The organism is Bdellovibrio bacteriovorus, assembly GCF_048286975.1.
GTDB lineage: Bacteria > Bdellovibrionota > Bdellovibrionia > Bdellovibrionales > Bdellovibrionaceae > Bdellovibrio > Bdellovibrio bacteriovorus_H.
This window is the reverse complement of record NZ_JBLVRT010000005.1, coordinates 137681-160755: the sequence shown is the minus strand read 5'-3', so window position 1 is coordinate 160755 and position 23075 is coordinate 137681. Positions and strand designations below refer to the sequence as shown.

Annotated in this window: 29 protein-coding genes and 1 tRNA gene; 21 read left to right on the top strand and 9 right to left on the bottom strand. The window is 49.2% G+C overall.

Translation table 11 applies throughout. The features are described 5' to 3' along the window. The first annotated feature begins 116 nt into the window (after positions 1-116). The 3 genes from ACNQKP_RS15120 to ACNQKP_RS15110 are packed head-to-tail and all read left to right on the top strand — an operon-like array spanning position 117 to position 1732. A complete protein-coding gene (locus ACNQKP_RS15120; protein ID WP_417865667.1) occupies positions 117-731 on the top strand; it encodes a LuxR C-terminal-related transcriptional regulator in 615 nt (204 codons plus the stop codon). Then, complete coding sequence (locus ACNQKP_RS15115; protein ID WP_417865665.1) at positions 704-1198, top strand: ribonuclease H family protein; 495 nt, start codon at positions 704-706, stop codon at positions 1196-1198. The genes ACNQKP_RS15120 and ACNQKP_RS15115 overlap by 28 nt, the downstream gene beginning before the upstream one ends. 36 nt (positions 1199-1234) lie before the next feature. Further along, the gene (locus tag ACNQKP_RS15110) at positions 1235-1732 is read left to right on the top strand and encodes a transposase (RefSeq protein WP_417865663.1); all 498 of its coding nucleotides are present in this window, start codon (positions 1235-1237) and stop codon (positions 1730-1732) included. Here the strand turns inward: ACNQKP_RS15110 and ACNQKP_RS15105 are convergent. Together ACNQKP_RS15105 and ACNQKP_RS15100 are read right to left on the bottom strand one after the other, a co-directional pair. After that, positions 1729-1935: a SlyX family protein gene (locus tag ACNQKP_RS15105; RefSeq protein WP_417865661.1), complete on the bottom strand. Its 207-nt coding sequence runs from the start codon at positions 1933-1935 to the stop codon at positions 1729-1731. The genes ACNQKP_RS15110 and ACNQKP_RS15105 overlap by 4 nt on opposite strands. Before the next feature lie 9 nt (positions 1936-1944). Beyond that, entirely contained in the window at positions 1945-3060 is a 1116-nt protein-coding gene (locus tag ACNQKP_RS15100) for a calcium:proton antiporter (protein ID WP_417865659.1), read from the bottom strand. A 225-nt stretch (positions 3061-3285) separates the two neighbouring features. On the opposite strand from ACNQKP_RS15100, the gene ACNQKP_RS15095 reads away from it, so the two are divergent. Continuing rightward, positions 3286-3579: a hypothetical protein gene (locus ACNQKP_RS15095; RefSeq protein ID WP_417865657.1), complete on the top strand. Its 294-nt coding sequence runs from the start codon at positions 3286-3288 to the stop codon at positions 3577-3579. Between the two features lie 62 nt (positions 3580-3641). Here ACNQKP_RS15095 and ACNQKP_RS15090 read toward each other — a convergent pair. Further along, positions 3642-3718 (bottom strand) — tRNA-Met (locus ACNQKP_RS15090). 137 nt (positions 3719-3855) lie between these two features. On the opposite strand from ACNQKP_RS15090, the gene ACNQKP_RS15085 reads away from it, so the two are divergent. Next, entirely contained in the window at positions 3856-4827 is a 972-nt protein-coding gene (locus ACNQKP_RS15085; protein WP_417865655.1) for a hypothetical protein, read from the top strand. 29 nt (positions 4828-4856) lie between these two features. Here the strand turns inward: ACNQKP_RS15085 and ACNQKP_RS15080 are convergent, their stop codons facing one another. Further along, complete coding sequence (locus ACNQKP_RS15080) at positions 4857-5909, bottom strand: rhodanese-related sulfurtransferase (protein WP_417865653.1); 1053 nt, start codon at positions 5907-5909, stop codon at positions 4857-4859. Positions 5910-6210: 301 nt separating this feature from the next. Between ACNQKP_RS15080 and ACNQKP_RS15075 the strand changes: the two genes are divergently transcribed. Genes ACNQKP_RS15075 through ACNQKP_RS15060 form a run of 4 tightly spaced genes read left to right on the top strand, consistent with a single transcriptional unit; the run spans position 6211 to position 9766 of the window. Beyond that, positions 6211-7818: a peptide chain release factor 3 gene (locus tag ACNQKP_RS15075; protein ID WP_417865651.1), complete on the top strand. Its 1608-nt coding sequence runs from the start codon at positions 6211-6213 to the stop codon at positions 7816-7818. Further along, a complete protein-coding gene (locus ACNQKP_RS15070) occupies positions 7818-8735 on the top strand; it encodes an ABC transporter ATP-binding protein (protein ID WP_417865649.1) in 918 nt (305 codons plus the stop codon). Before ACNQKP_RS15075 ends, ACNQKP_RS15070 begins: the two co-directional genes overlap by 1 nt. Further along, positions 8732-9505, top strand: a complete 774-nt coding sequence (locus ACNQKP_RS15065; protein ID WP_417865647.1) for an ABC transporter permease — start codon at positions 8732-8734, stop codon at positions 9503-9505. The genes ACNQKP_RS15070 and ACNQKP_RS15065 overlap by 4 nt, the downstream gene beginning before the upstream one ends. Before the next feature lie 6 nt (positions 9506-9511). Next, positions 9512-9766 (top strand): DUF2945 domain-containing protein, encoded by a 255-nt coding sequence (locus ACNQKP_RS15060; protein ID WP_038449336.1) that lies wholly within the window; start codon positions 9512-9514, stop codon positions 9764-9766. 54 nt (positions 9767-9820) lie between these two features. Here ACNQKP_RS15060 and ACNQKP_RS15055 read toward each other — a convergent pair whose 3' ends face one another. Both ACNQKP_RS15055 and ACNQKP_RS15050 read right to left on the bottom strand, forming a co-directional pair. Then, positions 9821-10324 carry a hypothetical protein gene (locus ACNQKP_RS15055; RefSeq protein WP_038449334.1) on the bottom strand — a complete coding sequence of 168 codons (504 nt, stop codon included), beginning with the start codon at positions 10322-10324 and terminating at the stop codon, positions 9821-9823. 349 nt (positions 10325-10673) lie between these two features. Further along, positions 10674-10943, bottom strand: coding sequence for a hypothetical protein (locus tag ACNQKP_RS15050; protein WP_417865645.1), 270 nt, complete (start codon positions 10941-10943; stop codon positions 10674-10676). A 189-nt stretch (positions 10944-11132) separates the two neighbouring features. Here ACNQKP_RS15050 and ffh point away from each other — a divergent pair, with 189 nt between their 5' ends. The 10 genes from ffh to ACNQKP_RS15000 all read left to right on the top strand — a co-directional run bounded on the left by ffh (position 11133) and on the right by ACNQKP_RS15000 (position 17036). After that, positions 11133-12464 (top strand): signal recognition particle protein, encoded by a 1332-nt coding sequence (gene ffh, locus ACNQKP_RS15045; RefSeq protein ID WP_226988149.1) that lies wholly within the window; start codon positions 11133-11135, stop codon positions 12462-12464. 68 nt (positions 12465-12532) lie between these two features. Continuing rightward, a complete protein-coding gene (gene rpsP, locus ACNQKP_RS15040; RefSeq protein WP_011164565.1) occupies positions 12533-12781 on the top strand; it encodes a 30S ribosomal protein S16 in 249 nt (82 codons plus the stop codon). Between the two features lie 64 nt (positions 12782-12845). After that, positions 12846-13085, top strand: coding sequence for a KH domain-containing protein (locus ACNQKP_RS15035; RefSeq protein WP_038446499.1), 240 nt, complete (start codon positions 12846-12848; stop codon positions 13083-13085). A gap of 108 nt (positions 13086-13193) precedes the next feature. Then, entirely contained in the window at positions 13194-13712 is a 519-nt protein-coding gene (gene rimM, locus ACNQKP_RS15030; RefSeq protein WP_231839123.1) for a ribosome maturation factor RimM, read from the top strand. Next, on the top strand, positions 13705-14532 hold the full coding sequence (gene trmD / locus ACNQKP_RS15025; protein WP_038449327.1) for a tRNA (guanosine(37)-N1)-methyltransferase TrmD: 828 nt from the start codon (positions 13705-13707) through the stop codon (positions 14530-14532). Before rimM ends, trmD begins: the two co-directional genes overlap by 8 nt. Next, positions 14510-15109, top strand: coding sequence for an RNA methyltransferase (locus ACNQKP_RS15020; protein WP_232469285.1), 600 nt, complete (start codon positions 14510-14512; stop codon positions 15107-15109). The genes trmD and ACNQKP_RS15020 overlap by 23 nt, the downstream gene beginning before the upstream one ends. Positions 15110-15159: 50 nt before the next feature. After that, positions 15160-15531 carry a 50S ribosomal protein L19 gene (gene rplS, locus ACNQKP_RS15015; RefSeq protein ID WP_011164560.1) on the top strand — a complete coding sequence of 124 codons (372 nt, stop codon included), beginning with the start codon at positions 15160-15162 and terminating at the stop codon, positions 15529-15531. 164 nt (positions 15532-15695) lie between these two features. Continuing rightward, positions 15696-16313 carry a ribonuclease HII gene (locus ACNQKP_RS15010; RefSeq protein ID WP_048349745.1) on the top strand — a complete coding sequence of 206 codons (618 nt, stop codon included), beginning with the start codon at positions 15696-15698 and terminating at the stop codon, positions 16311-16313. A 58-nt stretch (positions 16314-16371) separates the two neighbouring features. Continuing rightward, a complete protein-coding gene (locus tag ACNQKP_RS15005) occupies positions 16372-16665 on the top strand; it encodes a YraN family protein (protein ID WP_011164558.1) in 294 nt (97 codons plus the stop codon). A gap of 32 nt (positions 16666-16697) precedes the next feature. Next, positions 16698-17036, top strand: coding sequence for a hypothetical protein (locus ACNQKP_RS15000; RefSeq protein ID WP_417865641.1), 339 nt, complete (start codon positions 16698-16700; stop codon positions 17034-17036). On the opposite strand, the gene ACNQKP_RS14995 is transcribed toward ACNQKP_RS15000, so the two are convergent. Further along, positions 17033-19393 carry an LPS-assembly protein LptD gene (locus tag ACNQKP_RS14995; RefSeq protein WP_417865639.1) on the bottom strand — a complete coding sequence of 787 codons (2361 nt, stop codon included), beginning with the start codon at positions 19391-19393 and terminating at the stop codon, positions 17033-17035. The two genes, ACNQKP_RS15000 and ACNQKP_RS14995, sit on opposite strands and share 4 nt — an antisense overlap. A 172-nt stretch (positions 19394-19565) precedes the next feature. Between ACNQKP_RS14995 and ACNQKP_RS14990 the strand changes: the two genes are divergently transcribed. Beyond that, entirely contained in the window at positions 19566-19892 is a 327-nt protein-coding gene (locus tag ACNQKP_RS14990; RefSeq protein WP_417865637.1) for an STAS domain-containing protein, read from the top strand. On the opposite strand, the gene ACNQKP_RS14985 is transcribed toward ACNQKP_RS14990, so the two are convergent. Continuing rightward, positions 19889-21022, bottom strand: a complete 1134-nt coding sequence (locus tag ACNQKP_RS14985) for a hypothetical protein (RefSeq protein ID WP_011164554.1) — start codon at positions 21020-21022, stop codon at positions 19889-19891. The genes ACNQKP_RS14990 and ACNQKP_RS14985 overlap by 4 nt on opposite strands. 141 nt (positions 21023-21163) lie before the next feature. Between ACNQKP_RS14985 and ACNQKP_RS14980 the strand changes: the two genes are divergently transcribed. Beyond that, positions 21164-21754, top strand: a complete 591-nt coding sequence (locus tag ACNQKP_RS14980; protein WP_088565156.1) for a hypothetical protein — start codon at positions 21164-21166, stop codon at positions 21752-21754. A gap of 34 nt (positions 21755-21788) precedes the next feature. On the opposite strand, the gene ACNQKP_RS14975 is transcribed toward ACNQKP_RS14980, so the two are convergent. Then, on the bottom strand, positions 21789-22997 hold the full coding sequence (locus tag ACNQKP_RS14975) for a vitamin K epoxide reductase family protein (RefSeq protein ID WP_417865634.1): 1209 nt from the start codon (positions 22995-22997) through the stop codon (positions 21789-21791). Between the last annotated feature and the right edge of the window lie 78 nt (positions 22998-23075).

Sequence of the window (23075 nt, the reverse complement as noted above, 5' to 3'; positions counted from 1 at the left end):
CCATTTTAGAGGGGCTGAAGTCCACTTGTCACGGGGCGCCTGTGGCGAAGCGATGCGGCGAGAACCTGAGTCCCCCCGGAATTGACTTTTTTGGGCCGGGCGTAAACAATTTTGATATGAGCTTGGAAAAAGTTTTGATTATTGATGACCATCCGATTGTCCGCGCCGGTTTGAAAACTGAAGTGGAGCGCCTTTCTGACACTTTCACCGTTGTGGGGGAAGCGGAAGAAGCGGTTCGTGCCCTGCAAATGATTCAGACCGAAAATCCTTCGGTGGTTTTGCTGGATCATCATCTTCGGGGATCCAGTGGCTTTGAAGTTCTGGAATTCATTCGCAAGTTCAACGCATCCATCCGCGTGATCGTTTTCACGCAGTCACTGGAATCTGCCATTTTGAAGACGTATTGGAATTCTCCGGTGGTGGCCATTGTCAGCAAAGGTTCCTATCTTGAAGATGTACCAAAGGCATTGCTGGCGTTGAAAAAAGGAGAGCGTTTCTTGTCTGATAATATCCGCCAGGCCATTGATAAGGCGGGCGTCGAGATTCTGACCAAACGAGAGGTCGAAGTCGCAAGAATGATTGCCACAGGCCGCTCCAATAAAGAGATCGCCGAGGTTCTGGGCTGTTCGGACCAGACGATCAAAACACACAAGACCAATATCATGACTAAATTGGGCGTGAACACTTCTGTGGAAGTTGCCATGTGGGTGACGAAGCAGGGGTTATCCTAAGTTTCATTCAATCTGTTATTCACAAGGTGCGCAGATTCTTTCTGCCGCGCTTTGAAGTGTACACCGACGGCAGCGTTAAAAACGGCCGTGGTTCCTGGGCCTATGTTATTGTCCGTCGGGATCGGGTTCTTCGCGAAGCCAGCGGGACACATTTAAGGCCCACCAGCAATCAGATGGAGTTTCAGGCGGCCATTGAGGCGCTGTCGTCTTTGCCGGAAAATTCCCGTATTGAACTTTACACCGATTCGCGTGTCCTGATTGAAACCCTGCAAAAGGTCCCGGAATGGAAAGTTCTGGGGTGGGTGAAGTCCCGGGGGCAGCCGATTCCGCAGGTGAGTCAGCTGAAACAGCTGGATCAGTTGCTGGCGGTGCGGGATGTTCAATTGAAATGGGTGAAGGCGCATTCAGGAATTAAGCACAACGAACGATGTGACGTGCTTTGTATCCAGGCGCGGTCTGGGTCCTGAGTTGACTTGAGATCAGCTCAACGTCATCATTACTTCATGTTTAAATCCAAAATCATCCTGGCGTTGTCATTGTGTACTTTGTTTGCGGCTTGTTCTCCGATCAGCTCCATGACTGCAAATAAACGAGATGTGGAATTTTATAGCCGCTTCGTAAATCCGGCGGAGCAAATGCCCAGCGCTCCGGAAAAATTGGATCAGGTAAAACTTCTTGAAACCGGTTCTGACTATCCAATGCGCATGGCTTTGTTCACGAACGGCAAATTCTATTATCAGGTGGATAAGCTGGGTGATGGACAGGGTCTTTGGGATGTGGCTGACGGGGTTTTGCGTCTGAGAGCTATTCGCCCTCTGTTTGATATGCACCTGTTTGTATCCGGTGCGCAGGCTGATGGGGATGAAACCGTGATTCGTTTCATTGATCGCCATGGCTTTAATTCAATCAAGATCCAGTTGCGTGATCCTGAACTGATGAAGCAGCAGGGGGTTGTTCCCCCGGCACTGCCGCTGTATCAGGCTTCTGAAAAAGATATCTAGTAGTGAGGCGGCTTTTCATTGCCGCGAATCTCGTCACCCTCTGAGCCCAGCAGCTCTTTTAATCGACTGGTCAGACCCTGCAGCAGGGTCTCCAGTTTGTCGATGGTCTTTTGCTGTTCGTAAAGCACCTGGTGCAGCTCTTCCAGTTTTTGTTCCTGATGAGTCAGCTTTATTTCAAGATCCACGAATCTGTCTTCGCTCATAAAATCCTCTTAAGGGATGAAGGACATCACAAAATAAGTTAATAGAATCACACCGTGAACGGCGCCCTGAAGCAGAGTGGCCTTTCCTGTGCCCAAAGTGATCGTCCCCGCCATAAATGTCATGATCAAAAAGACCATGTTCTTGTTATCAAGACCCAACATCAGGGTCTGGTTTGTGAAAAGGCAGAACACAATGACTGTGGGAATGGTCAGCGCAATACTGGCGATGCCGGAACCCAGCGCCAGATTCAAACTTGTTTGCAGACGGTTGGCGCGAGCGGCATTGATCGCGGCCCAAGTCTCAGGCAAAAGGACGATACCCGCAATCAGCAGACCCACCATGGATTTCGGTGCCCCAACGTAGTCCACGCCCTGTTCGATCAATGGTGAAATCATTTTCGCAAGACCAATCACCGCAATCAGACTGACTGACAAAGAAATGAAACTCAGCCATGCATCGGCTTTGGTGATTTCATGGGTGGACTCAATCGGTGAAATATCACTTTTGGTGTCCACGGCCTCGAAGTATGTTTTGTGTGTGGTGGTCTGGAAAAGAATGAACAGAAGATACAAGACCACGCAGATAATGCCGATAAAGATCATTTGTGGGGGATTGTAGGTCCCTACGGACGTGGTTGTGGTGTAGTTCGGAAGCACAAACACCAAAAGTGCCAGGGTCATCAAGACAACCATCAGGCTCTTTGAGCCTTGAACCTGGAACTCCTGCTCTTTGTACTTCATTCCGCCCAGAATCAGGCATAGCGCCACCATCCCGTTGGTGATGATCATCACCGCAGCAAACACGGTGTCACGAGCCAATACTGCCGAATCCGCGCTGACGGTGGACTGGTTCATCAAAGATACGATCAGCCCGACTTCGATGATTGTCACGCAAAGGGCAAGAACCAGGGTGCCCAGGCCTTCGCCGATTTTGTGGGCGATGACTTCGGCATGATGGACAGATGACATGACGGCAACACCCAGAAATACCGCAGCCGTGATGGAAACCCACATGTTGTCCGTGGCGAAGATGCCGGAAAGCAGAAAAACCACAAAACTTAAAGAAGAGACCAAGTGCTGGGGTTCCAGTCCTTTACGGATGAATTGGGCTGTGCTCATGATCATAGATGTCCTCCTGTTAAGTGTTGAATAAAAGCCTTAGAACGGGAGGGTCCCTGTGCGCAAGTATAAATCCAAAATAATCCAAGAAATTAACTATTTGAGAACGATAATGCCCTTTATGTGGGCAGATATTTCCAGGCTGGATAAATAGTGAGAGATTTACTAAAAATTGAGATCGGCATTGACGAAAATTACGAAATCCCCGAAATCATTTAATCAGGAGATTATATGAAGCAGTTATTCTTGGTTTTGTTTGTGGTGTTTGGGCTTGCAGGGAACGCACTGGCTTTGGATTGCAGTGACAGTGTTCTGCGCTTTCCGATGAGTGAAATCACGCGCATGGTGCAAATAAATCCGAATGCTGCTGATACGCTGGAAGGTGTTCATCTGTATTGGATCCGCTGGCAAGATTATCCGGAGGCGATTCAAGTGACAGAGCTTGCATTGTCCTGCCTTGAAAGTCAGGGCGTGATGGAACAGTTCCATGTTGCGAATCGAGTTTTGTGGAGACGCGCTCGATAGAGCGCTTAAAACAAAAGGCCTAAAAATGGAAAAGGCCCGATGGTTTACCATCGAGCCTTTATTGGTTGCGGGGGCAGGATTTGAACCTACGGCCTTCGGGTTATGAGCCCGACGAGCTACCAGACTGCTCCACCCCGCGACAAGGAAACATAGGTATAGGTGCAAAGCGCCGAGGGGTCAACCCCTCATTATTAATAATTCTAATATAGCACCATGTATCATTGTCAGTACTCGCTTTTCATGGTTCAGTTCGACTGTGTTGCAGGAGGCGTGAATATGAATGCGAAAAACTTGCTAAAAATTCTGGGAATCAGCTTTGTCATTTCAGCAGTAGGTCTGGTGGGTTTCTTATTCTGGGGTCTTTCCAAACTTCCCTCAGCTTCTGATCTTAAGAAAGCGCTGACGCCTCCAGCTTTGCAAAAAAATGCTCACGCCAGCAGCACTGAGGCTGCGGAATCCTCGGTAACAAGCAATTCTGATAAATCTTCCGAGACAGCCGAAACATCTTCCGCAACACCCGCGACTACACCGGTGTTGAATGCGCGTGAAAAACTGGCTCAAGACACTGTTGATGTTTTGTTAAAGGACTTTGCGGATCCCCGCAAACCTTTGGTAGATGGCTGTCGCAACCTTGAAAAAGCAGCGCAAAGCGGTCTTTTGCGTGATCCGCAGAATGCTTCGGCGAAATACTTCTTCAGCAGTTTGTCGGATGGGAATCATGACCCGATGGTTGAAACGGCTGCGCCGATCTTGCGATTTATCTTCCGTGCCCCGGGCATGGAGCAAGTGGTGGAGCAGATTATGAATGCAGATGCACAGAACGATCAGGGCCTGCTGAAAAAAGCAGAGTTCTATTACGAGATCTATCGCGCCGGAGATTACCTGCAAAAGCACACGGCCGACATGGATCAGATTCTGCAAAAAAGCTACAACATGCACTATCTGGCGCGCGCCGTGGCTGCGAAACCTGAGCTGGCCCGCGATTCGGCGACGTTGGATTTCTGTGATCAAATGGAAAAAAACATCAATGCCGGGGGCGAGTTCAACGCTGACGAAGCTGCTTCAGAGATGTCCAAGTTCTTAAATAGCGCAGGTCTTGATGCCAAAGCGATTGGTTATGATCCCGCTTACCGTTCCAAGGTGAAAGTGCAGTTCAACAGCACCCGTGTGGGTGTGAATGATTCCTGGGTTGTCAGCTTGTTCGCGCGGGATATAGAGAGGGCTCAGAAAGCCCCCTCAGGGAAATAGATAGCTACTTCAGCTTTCGCGACTGGCGCCTATTCAGCAGTCTCTTTGGTGGAGCGGGTTTCCGCTTCGCCGTTCTTGTTCAAAGAAATATACTTCGTGCGGGTCACACGGATTTGCGGAACTGCTCCGGTGTCCTTGCCTTCGGCTTTCATCTTTTCAATTTCAAATGGCACCAGTTGTTTCTGGCCTTTGCGGGCCGGATGTTTTTCCAGCTGGTAAGCGCAGTTTCTAGAACAAGTGTCTTTGGCGTAATCGATTTTGATGCAGTCTTCGCAAACCAGTGCATGGGAATCACAGCGTTTGCAGTCGACATTGATTGTCGCGGGCTGACCACAGTGCGGGCACAGACCGAACTTGGTGGATGGTTGCAGGTTCTGATCCACCGCCACACGATGATCAAAGACGAAGCACTCGCCCTCGAACTGATCGTTCGGGTACTCTTTCATGTAATTCAGAATGCCGCCGTCCAATTGGAAGACGTTGTTGTAGCCCTTGTCCTGAAGTTCCAGAATGCCTTTTTCACAGCGAATGCCGCCGGTGCAGAAAATCAGCATCTTTTTGTCTTTAGGGATGCCCTGGGCCTCGATGTATTGCGGGAATTCGGTGAACTTTTCAATGTTCGGATTCAGCGCGCCCTTGAAGGTGCCGATTTTGTACTCGTACCAGTTGCGCGTGTCGATCATGACGTAATCAGTCTCTTCTTTCATGACCTTGTTCCACTCTGTCGGGGACAGGTGATGATTGACACCTTCCGGAGGCATCACTCCAGGAATACCCGTGGTCACGATTTCATTGCGGACTTTGACCTTGAAGCGACGGAACGGAGACTTCGTGGATTCTGAATCCTTGAAGAACTGATCCGGAGAATTGAAGTACTCGCGGATAAAGGTTTTCCAGGCTTCGAAGGATTCGATCGAAGAAGCTGCGCATGTGGAGTTGTAGCCCTCATCGCCCAGGATCACGAGTCCTTTGACGTTAAGTTCTTCCGCTTTGTCTTCCAGAGCTTTTTGGATGGCTGGCAGATCCGCCAGTTTAGTAAAACGATAATAGGCCGTAACATAATAGTTCAGCGATTCAGACATTGTGTCACCTTCGTGTCCTGCCGGCGCGCGAGCGTCCGGGTAGCTTGGCTCCAAACCAAGGGGAGTTCAAAGTAGTCGGACGGTTATAAGGTCTTTTGCGGTTTGGCGCAAGGGGGCCTCTGCAATCCGTCCGGAAAACGAGGAGAAGTCTGTATGAATTGCCCGGTTTTGGGCATGATCGCCGTCAGGTTGGGCCCAAATCCACCCAAGGAGGGTTTCTAGCGCCAAGGGCAGTGCGGCAAATGCTTGTAACCCGTCGGATTTCCCCGTAAAAAGGAGTTTTCAAAGGAAAGATTCCACAATGCAAGTCACTCCTCAGATCCAAAAAGAAATTCAGCGTCGCCGCACGTTTGCGATCATCTCTCACCCGGATGCGGGTAAGACCACGCTGACAGAAAAATTGCTTTATCACGGGGGCGTGATCCACGAAACCGGGGAAGTAAAGGGCAAGCAGGGGACCAAGGCTGTGACATCGGACTGGATGGCCATGGAGCGCGAAAAAGGGATCTCTATCACATCGTCCGTGATGACTTTTGATTTCGATGGTTTGCGTGTGAACCTGTTGGATACACCGGGGCACAAAGACTTCTCTGAAGATACTTATCGAGTCTTGATGGCCGTGGAATCCGCCTGCATGCTGATCGACGTTGCCAAGGGTGTGGAAGAACGTACCAAAAAACTTTACGAAGTCTGCCGCCTGCGCAAGATTCCGATTTTCACATTTGTAAACAAACTCGATCGTGAGGGGAAAGATCCTCTGACTTTGATTGATGAAGTTGAAAAGACTTTGAACATGCAATGTTATCCGGTGACCTGGCCTCTGGGTATCGGTCAGCGTTTCCGTGGTATTTACAACCGTCTGACCAAAGAAATCTGGATCTACGATCAGCGCCGTGAAGAAGTGGAAGACTACAAAATCATTCCATTTGAAAAAGGCAAGGACGATCAAATCCTTTACGACTATCTGGACAAGGAATCCGCGGACCAGGTCCTGGAAGAGCTGGATCTGATTGAAAGTGCGTTGCCGCCATTTGATGTGAACGAATTCCTGAACGGCACGATCTCGCCGGTGACCTTTGGTTCTGCCAAACAGAACTTCGGGGTGGATACATTCCTGCAGTTCTTCACCAAGTACGCTCCAGGTCCCCAGCCGCGCCATTTGAAGGACGGTAAGGACATGGATCCATGTGACGCGAACTTCTCGGGTTTTGTCTTTAAAATTCAGGCCAATATGGACAAGCGTCACCGCGACCGTATTGCCTTTATCCGTATCTGTTCTGGTAAATTTGAGCGTGGCATGAAGGTGAAACACTCCCGTCATGACAAAGAACTTAGACTTTCTTACGCCAGTCAGTTCGTCGCCGCTGATAAAGAAACCGTGGATGATGCCTACGCGGGCGATATCGTCGGGGTGGGTGACACAGGAAACTTTGCCATCGGGGATTGCGTTTATGCATCCGGCAAAATCCATTTCGAAGACATTCCCAAGTTTGCGCCGGAACTGTTCGGCAAATTGTCCGTGCGTGATGCCTTGAAACGTCAGAAGATGAACGAGGCCCTGAATCACTTGTCTGAAGAGGGGGCGATTCAGTTGTTTATTGATCCTATCATCGGTCATCAGGATCCGATTATCGGCGCGGTCGGTGAACTTCAGTTCGAAGTTTTGATCCGTCGCCTGCAGGATGAATACAACCTGGAAGTGAAGTTGAGCCGTCTGCCATACGGTGTGGCCCGCTGGCCGCGCACTGAAGACGGAAAACCAGTCACGGACCTTAAAGGCGGCGCCAACATGTTCCGCGACCTGCAGGACAACCCGGTTGTTCTGGTAAATCAGGAATGGGACTTGAACTGGCTAAAACGCGAAAACCCGACAGTGGAATTCCACACTAGCATATCGAGAGCTAGATAATGAATTTGCCATTGGAAATCACTGATCTAAGAAAAACCTACCGCGGCGGCACAGTCGAAGCGGTGAAGGGTATGACCTTTTCCGTAAAACCCGGCGAAATCTTCGGTCTGCTGGGTCCTAACGGGGCGGGTAAGACGACGATCATTTCAACCATCACGACGCTAGAAAAGCCCACTTCCGGGACGGTGAAAGTGTTCGGTGTGGATGTTTGCAATGATCCGATGTTCACTAAAAAACAAATCGGCGTCGTTCACCAGGAAGTGATCACTTCCGGATTCTTCGACGTTGAAGAGATTCTGACTTTCCATTCCGGCTATTATGGTCTGCGCAAGAACAAAGAGCGCATTCACTTCCTGCTGGAAAAACTGTCCTTGTATGAGCACCGCCACAAAAAAGTAAAACAGCTTTCCGGCGGGATGAAGCGCCGTTTGATGATTGCTAAAGCGCTTGTGCACAATCCCAAACTTTTGCTTTTGGATGAACCCACTGCCGGTGTGGACGTTCGCTTGCGCGAAGACCTGTGGAAGTTTGTGCAGGAGCTTCGTGGCGAAGGTATGTCGATTCTGCTGACAACGCATTATCTGGAAGAAGCCCAGCAGCTGTGTGACCGTGTTGGCATTATCAACCTGGGATCTTTGGTGGTTCTGGGTGACACCAAGGCCATCATCCGTGAATACACGCATAAAAAGATCCGTGTTCTTTTGACAGAAAAACATCTGATCCAGTCCGACTATCTGACTGAAGTGGATGGGAAGGAATACAGCTTCGTTGTGCCTCAGAATAAAACTTTGGGTGAATTCCTGAACGAAGTGAGCATTCCGACGGGACTTATTGCTGACGTTCAGATCGAGGAGGGCAGTCTGGAAGACGCGTTCCTGAAGCTTGTTGCCAAGAAAGAATCGCAGGTGTCGCTATGACCGGGTTTGTGACTATTTTCCAGCGTGAAATTGCACGATTCCTGAAGGTGCTGGTGCAGACAGTGGTGACGCCGTTTGTTTCTTCCTTCCTGTATCTTTTGATCTTTGGTGTGTCTTTGGGTGAACAAATGGCTTCACACCAGGGCGTAAGCTATCTTAGCTTTCTGATCCCGGGTCTGATGATGATGGGTATTATCAACAATGCTTTCCAGAACTCATCCTCTTCGATTGTGTCTTCCAAATTCTCGGGTGATCTGGAGGATCTGCGTGTGGCGCCTGTCACTGATCAGGAGATCATCTGGGCCATGAGTCTTGCGGCCCTGGTGCGTGGCAGTATTGTGGCGGTGATCACCTATATCGTGGGATCAATGTTCATGTACTATCAAAATGGCGCATGGCTGGTGATTGCCCACCCGGTGGCTGCATTGTTCTTTGTTGTGCTGGCAGGTCTGATCTTTGGAATGATCGGAATCAGTATTGCCTTCTGGGCGAACACTTTTGATCAGTTGTCGGCGTTTTCCGCGTTCATCCTGCTTCCACTGACTTATCTTGGTGGGGTGTTTTTGTCGATCGAACATCTGCATCCCTTCTGGCAGGCGGTTTCCAAAGCCAATCCGCTGCTGTATCTGATCAATGGACTTCGTTACGGAATTCTGGGAGTCAGTGATGTGAATGTATGGACCGCGGCCCTGATTTCACTGATTGGTATCGGTGTGTTCTATGCGGTGGCCCGGATTTCTTTGCGCAAAGGCTCTTTCCAGCGCTGGTAGGTGTTTATGAAGCCCTTTAAAGTGCACGACAAAATTCAATGGCAGTGGCTCGGCAGAGCAATTACAGGTACAGTTGAAGAAGTGTATCTGGAATCAGTCACCCGGACCATTAAAGGCAAAAAAATCACCCGGCATGGCAGTCCGGAAAAGCCGGCTTATCTTGTTAAGTCCGACGCGGGTAATGAGGCCCTGAAGCTGCATACCGAACTGCAACCTCTTAAGAAAACCAAGGGTCCATTCAAGATTTTTGCGGACAAATAAATCGACCCTTGGAAACTGGAAAAGCCCTGACGAAACTTCAGGGCTTTTTGTTTTTTAGTGAGGATAAACGCCTTCACAAGTAGGGAAGGTGAAACGCTTCCAGAAAGACTGGTCCGCTTCACCGCGAGTGATGATTACTTGGGTGTCGATAGTGCGTGGCACTGTCACGATTTTGGAACCAAAACGGGTGCACTCTGGAGTTTGCTCACCGTTGGCAGGAGTGAACTCTTCACACACCGGTTGCTCGTAGCTGCGGGAAACAGCCAAGGTTGTAGTTTCATAGCGGGCGCAAACCCACTCAGTGTAGCCACCTTGCTCACTGTTTGGATTGCCCACCTGGCGAGGCACCAGTTCTGCGCACTCACGTGTTGGTGTGATGGAGCGGATTTCAGTGTCAGTCATACAGGCATTTTCAAGCTTGATGCCGCCCAATGCATATCCGTGGGTTACAACCGCGTGACGGGACGCAAAGATTTCAGACCAGGAACTGCCCTGGTGAACGGCGTGAGCACTGACAGAAACCAGCATTGCGGCCATTGTGAATAGAACCTTTTTCATTGGAACTCCTTACCAAAATTGGTGTGGTTATTGTTTGTTTCGCAAAAGGAGTAAAACACTCCAAAAGCGCACGACAAAACCTAGTAAGAAATTCGTGGAACGGTCTAAATACAAAAATGTAATTGGCAACTGACACGAAAAAACCGTGGCTTTCCGTGTGTATCCACAGAATTCCAACAAAAAAACCATTTCAAACGTGTAGAGGTTCAAAAAAGAAATAAAAAATGGGCGCAAGTTTTACGCCCATTTTTCAGTTAAATCGAGATCGCAGTCGCGGGATTTTGTGAAACAATCCTTTGGCAAAAATGCGCAGGAAGTGTTTCGAAAAAATCCGCGAAAATCCGGTTTTTTAGAAGGAAGAAGTCGTCGGTGCGGACGCTTGAGTGTCGTCGTTCACCACGCTGAAGTTCAAAGAGTCGAATTCGCGGAAACGTTTCTTTTCGTCTTCCATGCGTTGTGCTTCCAGTTTTTCCAAGATGGAATTTTCAGTCTGAACTTCCATTTGTTTGCGGGCGTCGCGAAGACCTTCCATTGTCGTGGTGTGAGTCGTTCTTAGTCCTGTCTGCGCATTTGCGATTGCAGCAGTCCCCAATACAGAAACAAGTACAATTTTTTTCATAAAAGTGCCCCTTTGCGAACTCTCATACACACAAAGCATGGAGAAAGAATGGATTGACGCTCCGCCGGAGTATATTATTCCCAGTGTGAAACGGTGCCAGGCAACCCGTATCGGGGCGCGCCGCGTTAAGTGTGGTTCTTTGTCATTCCGCCGGACTTGTTATAAAGAATGATCCTTCAGGAGTTTCACATGTTTGAGAATCTATCAGATAAAATCATGACAAGCCTTAAAAAGGTCCGCGGTCAGCATAAGATCAGCGAAGCCAATATTGAGGAAGTCATCAAGGAAATCCGTCTGAGTCTTCTTGAAGCCGACGTGAACTTCAAAGTGGTGAAAACCTTTATCGACAAGGTGAAGGAAAAAGCCCTGGGTCAGGATGTTCTGACCAACGTCAATCCCGGCCAGATGTTCGTAAAGATCGTCCATGACGAACTGGTGAACGTTCTTGGTGGCGGCGCGGTTGATATCAATGTCCGTGAAAATCCCAGCGTGATCTTCCTGGTGGGTTTGCAGGGGGCGGGTAAAACCACGTCTGCTGCGAAATTGTCTCTATATATCCGTCAGAAGCTGAATAAAAAACCGGGCTTGGTTCCGGCCGACATCTATCGTCCGGCGGCGATCGACCAGTTGCAGGTTTTGGGTAAGCAGAACAACATCCCGACTTTCCCAACCCAAGTAGGCATGAAGCCGGAAGAAATTCTGGAAAAGGCCAAACAATGGGCTCGCGACAACATGGTCGAAGTGGTCATCGTCGATACCGCGGGACGCCTGCAGATCGATGAAGACCTGATGGGCGAGCTGGGCCGTTTGAAAGAGATCTGGACTCCGCAGGAAATTCTGTTGGTGGCCGATGCGATGCTGGGTCAGCAGTCCGTGAATGTGGCTGAGGGCTTCCACAAGCGCTTGAATCTGACCGGTTTGGTTCTGACCAAGGTGGACGGGGATGCGCGCGGTGGTGCGGCCTTGTCGATCCGCGAAGTCACCGGGATTCCGATTAAATTCCTGGGTATCGGTGAAAAAGTCACGGCGTTGGAAGTCTTCCACCCGGACCGTCTGGCCGGCCGTATCCTGGATATGGGCGACGTCCTGTCTTTGGTTGAGAAAGCCCAGGAAGTCATCGATGAAAAGTCTGCGCGTGATTCCGCGAAGAAACTCATGAAGAATGAGTTCACTTTGGAGGATTTCCTGACTCAGATCCAGCAGCTCAAGAAGATGGGCGGCTTTGAAAGTATTTTGAAATTTTTACCGGGCATGGGGGAGCTCAGCAAACAGCTGAAAAATATGACCCCTCCGGATGCAGAAATGAAAAAGATTGAAGCGATCATTCGCTCCATGACCTACCAGGAACGTCATAACCATAAGATTTTAAACGCTTCGCGTCGTCAAAGGATCGCGAAGGGGAGCGGAACTCAAGTTCAGGACGTGAACAAGCTTATAAAGCAGTTTGAGGATGCAAAAAAGATGATGGGCGGTATGATGAAAATGGGTATGGGCCGGGGCGGAATGAAGTTTCCATTTTAGGGCTTGATATTTAACCACGATCCAAGTACAAACTTGGACTTACTGTTTTTGATACATGAGGTTTAGAAATGGCAGTTGTAATTCGTTTGGCTCGTATGGGCGCTAAGCATGAACCTAAATACCGCGTTACTGTAGCGGATTCCCGTCGTTATGTGACTGGTAAATTCCTTGATATTCTTGGAACTTACATTCCATCTCCAAAAGGTAACGACAAAAAGATTGAGCTTGATCTGGCTAAAGTTGAAGAGTGGATCAAAAAAGGTGCTCAACCTACAGATCGCGTAAAACACGTGATCAAATTGGCTCAAGCTAAATAAGTTGTTGGCTTCCTACTTGGTTTTGCTAAACTAGATCAGGTAGGTACTATCTGTGGGGGTAAATATGGATAGCTTGAAAGACCTCGTTGAGTTCATGGCGAAGTCCCTGGTGGACAAACCTGAAAATGTCGAAGTTGATGAAATCCCTGGTCAGCAAACCACACTTCTTGCTTTGAAGGTTGATAAAGAAGACCTTGGTAAAGTGATTGGTAAGCAAGGTAAAACTGCTGCTGCAATGAGAACTATCATCCGCGCAGCTGGCACCAAGCTTAACAAGCGTTATCACCTGGATATCGTTGAATAGTTTGGTTTAAGTAAATTTAGAGTTAATTCTCATGGAAGGGGTTACCAATCAGGTGACCCCTTTCTTATTTGTGCTGGCAGACTTAAGTCTGTCTTGCTGGAGTCAAAAATGAAATTGGTAGGAAAAATCCGCGAAGCTCACGGCCTTAAAGGAGACCTTTATGTTTTGGTCTTCTCTGGTGAAATTGCCTGGGCAAAACGCATGAAAACCTTCGGCCTAAAAGCCAAGGATTCAGATGAAATCAAAACTTTCACTGTTGAGCGCACCAAGCCTTTCAAAAAAGGTCTGATCGTGAAAGCCGCTGAAGTGGCTGATCGCACCGCCGCTGAAGGTCTGGAGCACATGGAGTTCTTCATCGACGATGAACTGATGGTGTCCAAACCAGGTGAAACCATCTTCCTGTCTGAGATTAAAAACTTCAAGTTGAAGAACCCAGAACAAACCGTACTGGGCGAAATCGTTGGTTTTTCCTCTAACGGTGTTCAGGATTTGCTGGTGGTTGAAACGACTGATGGTAAAACTGCGGAAGTTCCGTTCGTGGATGCTTTCATCAAAAAAATCGACTTCAAACATCAGGCTGTCGTGATGGATTTGCCTGAAGGGCTTTTTGATATCGAAAATGCTTAAAATCGACGTGATCACTCTTTTCCCTGAGATGATCCAGGGCGCAGTGTCTCACGGCGTCCTGGGGCAGGCATTAAAGGGTGATCTTTTGTCGGTGCAGGCGCACACTCCGCGCGAATTTGCCACCGACAAGCACCGCACGGTCGACGATCGTCCCTTCGGTGGTGGTGACGGCATGATCATGTTGTCCGAGACCCTCGAAAAATCCATTCAAAAAGTGCAACATAAGAATTCTAAAGTCATCTATCTGTCTCCGCAGGGTTCAGTTCTTACTGATGACAAGGCCCGAGAATTGTCCCAGGCAGAGCATCTGGTTTTGATCTGTGGCCGCTACGGCGGAATCGATCAGCGAATCATCAACACCTATGTCGATGAAGAGATCTCCATCGGGGATTATGTGCTTTCCGGCGGGGAGCTGGGGGCGTTGGTGGTGATCGATGCGCTGTCGCGTTTTATTCCGGGTGTGCTGGGGCATGTGGATTCAGCGGACAAAGACAGTTTTTCAGAAGGTCTTCTGGAGCATCCCAATTTCACCCGTCCTCGCGAGTATTTAGGACAGGATGTTCCCGAAGTTCTTTTGAGCGGCAATCACAAGTTGATCGCTGATTGGAAAGAAAAAGTTTCGGCGCTGGTGACGTTAAAAAAACGCCCTGATCTGTTCATCATCTATCTGGCGGAAGAACGGGAAAAATACCGCGCCCTAAAAAAGAAAAAAACGGCAGAGCCCCTGAAGGAGCTCTTTAAGTTCTGGCAGCAACTATCCCCTCAGGATCGCGAAGTTTTGGGTCTTGAGGATCTGAATGAGGAAAGCTTCAATGGCTGAAGAAACACCTTACGTGCCCCGTCTGGCGATTGGACTGGTTCACTATCCGGTCCGCGACAGCAAACAAAAAACGGTGGCCACCAATATCACCAATTTCGATATCCATGACATCGCCCGGGCGGCGACTGTCTTCGGAGTGGAAAAATATTACATCATCCATCCCATGAAAGAGCAGCTGATGTTCGTGGATCGCGTTTTGGATCACTGGCGCACCGGTCAGGGGTCGAAGTTCAACCCCATGAGAAAGACCGCCCTGGGGAACGTAAAGGCGGTTGAGAGCGTCGAAAAAGCGTTTGAGGACTGGAATGTCCCGGAAGCTCTGACGATCGCGACAACGGCCCGTACGGAGTGGGCGAAGCATAAGTACTCGTTTGCCGAGCTGCGCAACGAAATGCATGTGGCCAAAAAGCCAGTTTTTATGCTATTCGGAACAGGCTTCGGTTTGACGGAAGACCTCATCAGATCCTCGTCAGGGGTTCTGGAGAGCATTAGGGGTGCTCCCCCCAAAGATTATCGGCATCTTTCAGTAAGATCTGCCGTAAGTATCTGTCTTGACCGTGTCATGGGTCCATGGTAGACCCTTGTTTTACTTTTTGTGAAAATTGACTGCTATAAGGATTTTAAGCAATGGCTAAAGAAACAAACCTCGTTCGTCGCGTTAGTGTTAAAGCTGCTAACAAAAACATTCAGTCCTTCAACTCTGGTGATACTGTTAACGTATTCGTTAAAGTAAAAGAGGGTGAGAAAGAGCGTGTTCAGCTTTACAAAGGTATCGTAACTAAGATCCAAGGATCTGGTGCTGCGAAGTCTTTCACAGTTCGTAAAATGTCCGCTGGTGTTGGCGTGGAAAGAACTTTCCCGTTCGCATCTCCAGCTTTGGATAAAGTTGAGATCGTAAACGTAGGTAAAGTACGTCGTTCTAAACTTTACTACCTTCGCGCTCTTAAAGGTAAAGCAGCTAAGATTGAATCTGAGCTGGTTTCCTCCAAAGCAGAGTAGTTTTTTAAAACTAAATACAGCTTTATGCACAAGACCTGGGATTTTACGATTCCGGGTCTTTTGTTTTTTCTGAACAGTATCAGCGTCTGACGCACTCAAATCTTGAGTGACCAGTCTTGCTGTTTCCCTCTATCATTGCAGGCCTTAAGCATCGAGGCATCCGCATGGCAAAAAAAGAAAAAATAGAGTTCCCAAAAATTGAATGGCGCGACTTTTCTCCTGCACCGATTATTGGTGTGGATGAAGTGGGGCGCGGTTGCCTGGCGGGACCTGTGTATGCGGCGGCAGTCATCTTCAAGTCTGATGCTTTGAATGATCTGGTTACGGATTCAAAACTTCTGTCCGAAAAACGCCGGGAAGAGCTGGCGGATCTGATTTTAAAAGAACACATTGTTGGCATCGGTTCTGCTTCTGTGGAAGAGATCGACGAAATCAACATTCTCAATGCCTCACTGCTGGCGATGAAACGCGCGGTGGAAAAGTTGGGAGTGAAGAGTGGTCACGTCCTGGTGGACGGCAACAAAAAGATTCCGAACCTAAAAGGTTTTGAGCAAAGCACCATTGTGAAAGGTGATTTGCGAGTGGCGCCAATTTCGGCGGCCTCCATTGTTGCGAAAGTGACCCGGGATCGTCTGATGAAAGATCTGGGAGTGAAGTATCCGCACTATGGATTCGAAATTCACAAAGGCTACTCCACGCCGGTTCACAAACAAAGCATCGTCGACCACGGGCCGTGCATCGCCCACCGCAGATCCTTCGCGGGCGTCAAAGAATACGTTTAACAGCTCTGGGGGCCCGACGTACTGGGCGCATGAACGGGGACTTTATTCTGAAGCCCTGGTGATCAAATACTATCAGCTTAAGTGCTGTCACTTGCTTGGACAGAGGGTGAAGACTCCTTTTGCTGAAGTGGATCTGCTTTTTAAAACTCCCCGGCAGACTTTGCTGATGGTGGAGGTTAAAACCACGAACCTGTCCGATTTTCAGCCCTTCCGAATCACCAAAAAACAAAAAGCCCGCCTGGTGCGCGCGATGCTGTTTCTGGCGGCGCGCTGGGATGTGCTGGTTGAAATTCACTGGGCCTTTGTCACAAAAGACGGTGAGATCACGGTCTTTGAAGACATCAGTGATTGACTGAAAACCCCGCTTTCGGGGGACAATGTCTTATGAGAAAAATCCTGCCACTTTTGATTCTGGTTCTGTTTCAAACTCAATCCGTCCAGGCGCAAAGTCTGAAGCGCTTCCTGACCAGTTGTGCGTGGGGAACGCTGGGTGGGGCGGCAGTCGGTGTCGTCAGTCTGGCGGTTGAAGACAAGCCCAGCCAGAGCTGGAACAACGTGGCTCGCGGAGCTTCATTGGGTCTGTATGCGGGAATCGCTTACGGGGTTTACTCTATGAACAAACAGCCGGATTTGTCTCAGCAGCCGGACTTTGCCATCGCGCCGACTTTTGAAAAAGGTCAGCTTGATGGTGCTCAAGTTTTTGCCACGGTTCTGGATTTTTAGAATCCGTATGAATCCAAAGCTTCCGGCGGCAGGGCCGGTTTTGGATTTCCATCGAATGTGAATTCGAAATTCAATTTGAAATTCGTGTCACCACCGGTCACCTGATCGTGAATGAAGGTGATCATCATGCAATCACCTGGTGGTTTGAATTGCGCAATGTAGGCCCATGATTTCACCTGATCACGGGTCGTGGATTCAGCCCAGTTGGCGTCGTAAACAAACTTGCCCATCAAGTTGATGAATCTGGAAGTGAAGCCCGCCGAGAACGTGTAATCTTCCTGACGATCGCTGGTGTTTACGGATTGTCCCGGCGTGATCTTGTACTGACGGGTCAGCTGCACCTGGAAGAACTGTCCCATATCATTCAGCAAGCGCACACGCGAAGACGCATTGGTCACGTTCTGGTAGGGGAAGTAATTGAAGATGGAATAAGTCTGGAAGCGATCCAGGCGCACATCCAGTGTGGCGGTCAGATCGGACCAGGGTTCTTTTACGCCGACTTTGTTTTCCTGGGTGCCGTCGTAAGATTGCGCCAGTTTCAGATATCCCACCTGGCGGTATTCAGGGCGGTCGCCAATCCAGCGTTTTTCGGTGATCTTGTTGGTCATCGCCAGTGTCACCAGATTTCTGTCATAGACCCGGTCGTAATAGTCAAACTGCACGCCGTAGTCGCTGGCGATATCCAGATCCGTGATACTGTCGCGGGCCGTGTAGGGCGCATCCGAGATTGAACCCGTACCGAAGAAAGGATTGTCATCCTGGGAAACCCATGGCAGGCGGGTGTAGATCACTTCTGGTATGATTTCGTGTTTATAGCGAGTGGCCTTGGAGTTGACAGTGTCGCCATAGATGCGGCTCAAGTTTGTGCGCGCGCCGATTTCAGTGCGGATGTAGCGACGGGACAGATATTGGTCTTCGTCAATGTTAAAGCCATAGTGTGTTTCACGATAGCTGACCGCCGGAATCACATCCAGGCCTTCGCCGAACTTGATCGGGTAATAAAGGGCAGGCATGAAATCCAGACGCTGGCCGGTGCGGATTTGATCCAGGCCCGGATTGTAAGATCCATCATACACACGACGGCAGTTGGGATTGTCCTCCCAGCGCGGGTCGTTGCACGTGTTGGTTGGGAAGCGGATTTTGTTCCCGTTGATGGTTTGCTCGGTCATGTCGTCATAAGCCTGACCGGCACGGGTGAAATTCACATAGGTTAAATTCAGGGAATAAATGAAATTGGTCTCACCAATGTTTTCCTGGGTCTGCGAGAAGCGCAGTTCAGGAATGCGGTGAACGGCGTCTTCATTTCCCTCCTGCGGGTTTCCGTGCAGCATGTTCACATAGTAGGATGAATCGACACTGTAGTGCTGATCCAGAGTGTTCTTGGTGAAGGACATACGGTTTTCCATCGCTGAGTCGCCGTGATTCAGTGTCTCCGTCGGGAAGTCCTTGGGGTATTGCAGATCGCTGGCCAGATTCAACTGGGCGCGGTGAATGATGCCGTCGGGCATGTCATAATAGTGATCATAGCGCAGAAACCAGCGTTCCAGAGGATCGCCTTTTTCTGTGGCCGGGCGGTACAAATTCAACCGGTCATCTTGTGCGAAAGCCTGGTCAAAGATGGTGCCGAAATTCATCGTTCCGCTGGAAGTGTCGTTCAGCATGTAACGATATTCGACCAAACCTTTAAGGCCCCGCTTGGCGTAGTCTTTTACTTCAAATGTCGCATCGGTGCTGCGAGAAATCGCCCAGAAGTAAGGTTGGGAGATCGCAAAGCCCCCCTTGTCGGAAACCTCGAAGGTCGGAGTCAGAAGGCCGGATTGGCGGTCGCTTTTCAGCGGGACAATCAGATACGGCATCCAGAATACCGGAACATGGCCAAAGCGCAGAACGGCATTTTTGATGTAAGCATAGCCACCCAGTTCGGCGCGCACGGTGGTGCCGGAGAAACTCCAGGACGCCGGGCAGTTGGTGCAGGCGGTATAATCAGCGCTGCTGACAATAAATTCGGATTCGCCGGTTTTTTGTAAAACGTCGCCCGAGAACATGATCGGACCGGATTGCACCGAACCGTTATAGATCATGCCAGTGTTGTTTTCATAATCCAGGAATACCTGATCACCCACGATGGTGTTCTTGGCATCCATGATTTCGACGTTGCCGTACAGTTCCACCTGGCGGGAACGCAACGAGGTGATGGCTTTGTCGGCTTTGATGTGCTGGCCTTTGTAGACGATCTGGATATTGCCTTCCAGCTCCACGACTTCTTTTTCGGTGTCGCGGTACATGCTGTCGGCATTGATCAGCATATCATGGATCTTCGCCATGGGCTCTGCACCCAGGGCAAAAGAAGATGACATCACTGTCACTAGCAAAAATGAAATCAAGACGATCCAGCTTCGAAGCACCAAAGTATTCTAGGGATGCTTTAGGGCCTTTGTCGAGGTGAAACTGGTCTCTTTTTGGACTCAAAATGTCATAGATTTTGGCCGTTAAGTTAGAACACTTAACTTAGGTTGATGAGGTCTTAACATGGAAGTCAAACTCGTGCTCGATGGTGACATCACCGTTGTGTCTTTGAGCGGTCGCATTGAAATCGAAAAAGCTCAGTCTTTTAAAAAAGCCTGCCTGCAGAATTTTTCCGACCGTAAAGTCGTATTCTGCATGAAAAACCTGCATTTTGTGGGGTCTTCCGGGATTCAGTCTTTCTTTGGTATCTTGAATGAATTGAATGCGGGGAGCCGCATGAATGTTAAGATCGCGGGTCTGACTCCGGACTTCCAGCGCCTTTTCTCATTCTCTGAGTGTGCCAGTCTGGAAGTGCACGAGAGTATCGAAGGGGCCCTGCAAAGCTTTTAAGCTGTGGGCCCGTCCTGTTTACGCAATTCGTTGAGTTTCTGACTTAGCTCAAGGTTCAAACGCTCCAAAGCAGCGGCTGCGACCTTGAGTTTTTCATTTTCCTCATTCTTGGCAGTCCACATATATCTCAGGCTTTCCAGTTGTTCCTGGGCCTGATAGTGGTCTTTTTCAAGTCTTTGGATTTTTTCCTGATCTTCCACCACGCGAATCTGCAAATCTGCATGTTCGACGCCCAGTTTTTGGTTCTGGCGGGTCAGTTCGCTGATGCGTTCCTGCTGGCGGGAGATTTCCTGCTCATAGCGGTCTTTGAGCTCCTCTTTACTGCGACGAAGAGTGACGACTTCGTTTTCCAAAGTGTCCTGGCGCTCCAAAGCGCTGTGCAGCTTGATGGATTTTACTTCAAGTTCTTCTTGAATCTGATGCAGCTGTGCGACTTCCTTGGTCAGACGTTCAATCTGCTCTTCATAGAAGTGAACCATCTCTTGAGCTTTTTTCTCGGAAGCTTCGACTTGATAGCGGGAATTCTTGGTCACCTCAATGATTTGATGACGCAGATCGCGCAGCTGGGCTTCTTTGTGGCTGGAGGCATTTTCCAGCTCCTGCAGGCGCAAATCCTGGGTGCGGGAGTATTCTTTCAGTTCCGAGATATAAGGCTTCACCTGGGTCTTGATGCGCTCATGGTATTTTTCATGGCGCGCCAGTTCGGTGGCCATGTGTTGTGTTTTCTCGGTCAGTGCGCGCAGTTTTTCAGACTGGATTTCTTTTTCTCTTTCCAACTGATCGACTTTTTGTCTCCACAGATTGTCCTTTTCCTTCCAGACCAGAATTTGATCGGTCACAGAGGATTGGGACAGGCGGGCCTTGTTGGCTTCTTCGCTGAACTTCTGATTTTCAGTTTCCAAAAGGGACAAACGGCGCAAAGTCACCTTCAGGCGGGCCATCAGGTCTTCATTTTGAGAAATCAGATTTTCAACAGTGGAGGACTTCAGGATCTCTTTTGGGAGATGGCTGAAATCATTCTGGCGGGGCAGTTCGTCAGGCAATGGGATCTTGCCCACCGGCTGGTTTTCCCGGGGTGAATCAAAGTCTAAATGTCCAAGTTTCGCGGTCTGGAAAGATTCGGTTTCCATAGCCCTCCTCCATGAAGTCTAGGTCGCCCTAGGTCCATGTTCTCAGGATGAGACATAATTAGTCAAACCAAGGTACTAAGACTGGACCTTGGTAGTAACAAAAGACCTTAATATCGGCACCAAACAGCCGAAAAGATACTCATGTCAGTACCCGCATTAAAAGACGCCGCAAACGCTGCGGATCCAGCAAAGAAAAGGGAAGAAGGCGCCTTCTTCGATATGAATGTCGACAAGTCGGACTTGGGCCGGCCTGAGTCTTTGCGTTACAACATCCTGACATGGGTTTTGGATGAGCGATACGATCGCGCCATCGAAGAGCTGAAAGATTTCCTGGAAAAGCCTTCGGAGTACCCGAACTTTCAGGATAAAGTCACTCGATACATCAATCATTCCATCGATTTGATCTATGCAATTAAAGCCAAAAGAAGCTTTCCTGGGATCAACTCCCTGACGCGCGCCAAGCAGCAGGAGCTTCGCGAGAAATTCAAAGAGCACTTCCGCGAACTTCAGTATGTTTTGAAAATCGTTGAAAAAGTTCAGGGCGATTTGCGTATTCAGGATGTTCGTTCCACCATTTATGTGGTGAAGGCGGCGTGGTTTGCATCCCTGGCAATTATTGTCCTGGCGTTCTGGTTGGATATCGTCAACGGTCTGGCAAAGACCAGTGTTGTGGTGTTTGACGACGGCTTCGGGAAGCTCGCCAACATACTGGCCGAAATGATCGGATTCTAAAAAGAAAACGGCCTCTTAGAGGCCGTTTTTCATCTTACTTTTTCAGTGTTTTATAAGCAGCTTCAAGGACCGGAATCAGTTGGCCGCCGTCCAGCAGCTTGCCATTTACAAAGATCGCCGGAGTCCCGCGGATCTGCGCCACTTCGCCTTCTTTGGCGGTGTTGCGCACGATTTCAGGAATCTCGGTGCCTTTCACGCAGGTTTTCAGTTCTTCCAGCTGGATGCCGGTCGCTGTTGCGATGGATTCAAGATTCTTATCCAGGTTCATCATGCGCGTGATCTCTTCCTGATTGTCGAAGATATAATCGTGCGCCACCCAGCCTTTTTGAGCGATCTTTTCAGAGCACAAAGTGGCAAAGGCCAGACCGCAAGAGATGCCGTCACCGCCGCCGTTTTTCATGGCTTCGTTGCACGTGCCATCCAGTGGGAATGGTTTGTAGATCAAACGCACGTCCGGATGATTTTTAGTGAAGTTGTGCAAGGGTGCGGCCGCGTGTTTGCAGTGGCCGCAACGGAAGTCTGCAAATTCCACAATTGTCATTACAGGTTCATCAGTTCCTTTTTGCATGCTTAGACCCTTTGTCAGGTCAAAGTTCTGCTGAGGAGCCACTTGCCAGTAAGCCACTTTTTCTTTGGCCATTTTTTCCATGTCAGACAGGCCATGGCTTTCCAGATACATAATATTTGCAAGGAATGCGAAGGCTGGGATCGCCAGAAGGAAGCCCGCAACCCAACGTTCTGAGGTGAAGATATCTTTGATATCGTTGCTGATATTTTCAGCAGTAACATCTTCTGCACCCATCCAAGTGAAGATGAAACCGACGACAGAAAGCACATAAGCACTGATGCAGAAGATGCAAAGGTTGCTCATCGCCGTAACAGAGATCAACCCCATCACCACGGAGGCCACAACCGTCACCCCGGACAGCAACAAAGCGTAGCGGGACGTGCGATCTGAATCCTGCACAAGGTTGAAGCGGGTGACACCCAGGAAATACAGCAAAACCAAATTGGTCATCACACCCCAAAGTGCGATCGGCACCCCAAGAAGGGCCGAGAATTTGCTGGCAGTCACAGCATCGCAGTTCAGTACTTCATTGATATTGCACATTGAATCGCCGGCAGACAGGCCGAACTTGATATCATAGTAGTGCAGGGTCAAATAGATATGAACACCCACGCCGATCAGGGTGGCGATCATCGCGATAAGCAGGAACTTGGATTTGCTGGCTGTGTTTTTCATGACCCCATTGAATCTTAGAATCGTGTTTGAAATCAATCGAAATTATGTAAAAATACTTCGGAATGCTCTCAAGGAAGA

Coding starts and splice junctions, on each gene's coding strand:
- ACNQKP_RS15120 (WP_417865667.1), top strand. CDS start 117: ATGAGCTTGGAAAAAGTTTTGATTATTGATGACCATCCGATTGTCCGC.
- ACNQKP_RS15110 (WP_417865663.1), top strand. CDS start 1,235: ATGTTTAAATCCAAAATCATCCTGGCGTTGTCATTGTGTACTTTGTTT.
- ACNQKP_RS15105 (WP_417865661.1), bottom strand. CDS start 1,935: ATGAGCGAAGACAGATTCGTGGATCTTGAAATAAAGCTGACTCATCAG.
- ACNQKP_RS15100 (WP_417865659.1), bottom strand. CDS start 3,060: ATGATCATGAGCACAGCCCAATTCATCCGTAAAGGACTGGAACCCCAG.
- ACNQKP_RS15095 (WP_417865657.1), top strand. CDS start 3,286: ATGAAGCAGTTATTCTTGGTTTTGTTTGTGGTGTTTGGGCTTGCAGGG.
- ACNQKP_RS15085 (WP_417865655.1), top strand. CDS start 3,856: ATGAATGCGAAAAACTTGCTAAAAATTCTGGGAATCAGCTTTGTCATT.
- ACNQKP_RS15080 (WP_417865653.1), bottom strand. CDS start 5,909: ATGTCTGAATCGCTGAACTATTATGTTACGGCCTATTATCGTTTTACT.
- ACNQKP_RS15075 (WP_417865651.1), top strand. CDS start 6,211: ATGCAAGTCACTCCTCAGATCCAAAAAGAAATTCAGCGTCGCCGCACG.
- ACNQKP_RS15070 (WP_417865649.1), top strand. CDS start 7,818: ATGAATTTGCCATTGGAAATCACTGATCTAAGAAAAACCTACCGCGGC.
- ACNQKP_RS15065 (WP_417865647.1), top strand. CDS start 8,732: ATGACCGGGTTTGTGACTATTTTCCAGCGTGAAATTGCACGATTCCTG.
- ACNQKP_RS15060 (WP_038449336.1), top strand. CDS start 9,512: ATGAAGCCCTTTAAAGTGCACGACAAAATTCAATGGCAGTGGCTCGGC.
- ACNQKP_RS15055 (WP_038449334.1), bottom strand. CDS start 10,324: ATGAAAAAGGTTCTATTCACAATGGCCGCAATGCTGGTTTCTGTCAGT.
- ACNQKP_RS15050 (WP_417865645.1), bottom strand. CDS start 10,943: ATGAAAAAAATTGTACTTGTTTCTGTATTGGGGACTGCTGCAATCGCA.
- ffh (WP_226988149.1), top strand. CDS start 11,133: ATGTTTGAGAATCTATCAGATAAAATCATGACAAGCCTTAAAAAGGTC.
- rpsP (WP_011164565.1), top strand. CDS start 12,533: ATGGCAGTTGTAATTCGTTTGGCTCGTATGGGCGCTAAGCATGAACCT.
- ACNQKP_RS15035 (WP_038446499.1), top strand. CDS start 12,846: ATGGATAGCTTGAAAGACCTCGTTGAGTTCATGGCGAAGTCCCTGGTG.
- rimM (WP_231839123.1), top strand. CDS start 13,194: ATGAAATTGGTAGGAAAAATCCGCGAAGCTCACGGCCTTAAAGGAGAC.
- trmD (WP_038449327.1), top strand. CDS start 13,705: ATGCTTAAAATCGACGTGATCACTCTTTTCCCTGAGATGATCCAGGGC.
- ACNQKP_RS15020 (WP_232469285.1), top strand. CDS start 14,510: ATGAGGAAAGCTTCAATGGCTGAAGAAACACCTTACGTGCCCCGTCTG.
- rplS (WP_011164560.1), top strand. CDS start 15,160: ATGGCTAAAGAAACAAACCTCGTTCGTCGCGTTAGTGTTAAAGCTGCT.
- ACNQKP_RS15010 (WP_048349745.1), top strand. CDS start 15,696: ATGGCAAAAAAAGAAAAAATAGAGTTCCCAAAAATTGAATGGCGCGAC.
- ACNQKP_RS15000 (WP_417865641.1), top strand. CDS start 16,698: ATGAGAAAAATCCTGCCACTTTTGATTCTGGTTCTGTTTCAAACTCAA.
- ACNQKP_RS14995 (WP_417865639.1), bottom strand. CDS start 19,393: ATGTCATCTTCTTTTGCCCTGGGTGCAGAGCCCATGGCGAAGATCCAT.
- ACNQKP_RS14990 (WP_417865637.1), top strand. CDS start 19,566: ATGGAAGTCAAACTCGTGCTCGATGGTGACATCACCGTTGTGTCTTTG.
- ACNQKP_RS14985 (WP_011164554.1), bottom strand. CDS start 21,022: ATGGAAACCGAATCTTTCCAGACCGCGAAACTTGGACATTTAGACTTT.
- ACNQKP_RS14980 (WP_088565156.1), top strand. CDS start 21,164: ATGTCAGTACCCGCATTAAAAGACGCCGCAAACGCTGCGGATCCAGCA.
- ACNQKP_RS14975 (WP_417865634.1), bottom strand. CDS start 22,997: ATGAAAAACACAGCCAGCAAATCCAAGTTCCTGCTTATCGCGATGATC.